Annotated in this window: 1 protein-coding gene and 1 pseudogene; both read right to left on the bottom strand. The window is 66.8% G+C overall.

The genetic code is table 11. The features are described from left to right. Window positions 1-919, bottom strand: a 919-nt coding sequence (locus tag BGN91_RS09670; protein WP_292612592.1) for a beta-ketoacyl-ACP synthase III, incomplete at its 3' end; no start/stop codon positions are given. An 86-nt stretch (window positions 920-1,005) separates the two neighbouring features. After that, window positions 1,006-1,486 (bottom strand): annotated as a pseudogene (locus tag BGN91_RS09675) (phosphate acyltransferase); the annotation flags it as partial.

The following is a 1,486-nucleotide window of genomic DNA, read 5'->3' on the forward strand; positions in this document are numbered from 1 at the left end:
TGAGATCGCCGCGCTTGATGCGCCCGTCCTCGCGCGCCACCGAAAGCGCGAGCGGGATCGAGGCTGCCGACGTGTTGCCGTGATCGGCGACGGTGCGCACGACCTTCTCGCCGGCGATGCCGAGCTTCTTGGCGCTGCCGTCGATGATGCGGATATTGGCCTGGTGCGGCACGAACCAGTCGACGTCGTCGGCGCCGTATCCGGTCGCGTGGAAGGCATCCTCGATGACGTCGGTGATCATGCCGACCGCATGCTTGAAGACCTCGCGGCCCTCCATGCGCAGATGGCCGACGGTCCCGGTCGAGGACGGGCCGCCATCGACATAGAGCTTCTCGCGATGGCGTCCGTCCGAGCGCAGATGCGTCGTGAGCACGCCGCGATCCTCGCGCGTTCCGTCCTGCACGGAAGCGCCGAGCACCACCGCCCCCGCCCCGTCGCCGAACAGCACGCAGGTCGTGCGGTCCGTCCAGTCGAGAATGCGCGAGAAGGTCTCGGCGCCGATCACGAGCACATGCTTGGCCTGGCTGGCGCGGATGAAGGCGTCGGCGGTCGACAGCGCGAAGACGAAGCCGGAGCAGACGGCCTGCAGGTCGAAGGCCGAGCCATGCTCCATGCCGAGCTTCCTCTGCACGGTGACGGCGGTGGACGGGAACGTGTCGTCGGGGGTCGCCGTCGCGACGATGACCATGTCGATCGCGCCGATCTGGAGGCCGGCATCGGCGAGCGCCGCGACCGCCGCCGCTGTCGCGAGATCGGAGGTGAGTTCGCCCTCGGCCGCGATGTGGCGGGCGCGGATGCCGGTGCGCTGCACGATCCATTCGTCGGACGTCTCGACCATTGTCGAGAGCTCGGCATTGGAGAGCTTGCGTTCGGGCAGGTAGCTGCCGCAGCCAAGGACGACCGATCGGATGAAGCTCACTTGGTGTCCCTTGCGTTCACTTGGCGGTCCCGGCAATCAATTGCGCTTCCCGGCCCCTTACTATGACCTGCCGCGGCATGGTGGCGTCACTCGCCCTCGGCGAGGCTCGCCTCGGCAATCTCGCGGGCGAATCCGTCGCGGTGATATTCCCCGAGATCCTGGCGAATCTTGGAAAGAAGCCCGTTCTTGACCATGCTGTAGCCGACCTCGATGGCATTGGCATAGCCGACGCCGTCCGTGCCGCCATGGCTCTTGATCACGATGCCATTGAGGCCGAGCAGCACGGCGCCGTTGGAGGCGCGTGGGTCGAGCTTCTGACGAAGTTCGCCGAACGCGCCGCGCGCGAAGAGATAACCGATGCGGCCCATGATGGTTCGGCCCATCGCGTCGCGGAGATGCGCGGCAATCTGGCGCGCCGTGCCCTCGGCCGTCTTCAGGGCGATATTACCGGCGAAGGCATCCGTCACCACGACATCGGCGGTGCCGCGGCCGATATCGTCGCCCTCGACGAAGCCGACATAGTTCAGATGGTCGAAATTCGCCTCTTTCAGGATCTGGCCCGCGACG

This window comes from Nitrobacter sp. 62-13 (assembly GCF_001896955.1).
Taxonomy (GTDB): Bacteria; Pseudomonadota; Alphaproteobacteria; order Rhizobiales; family Xanthobacteraceae; genus Nitrobacter.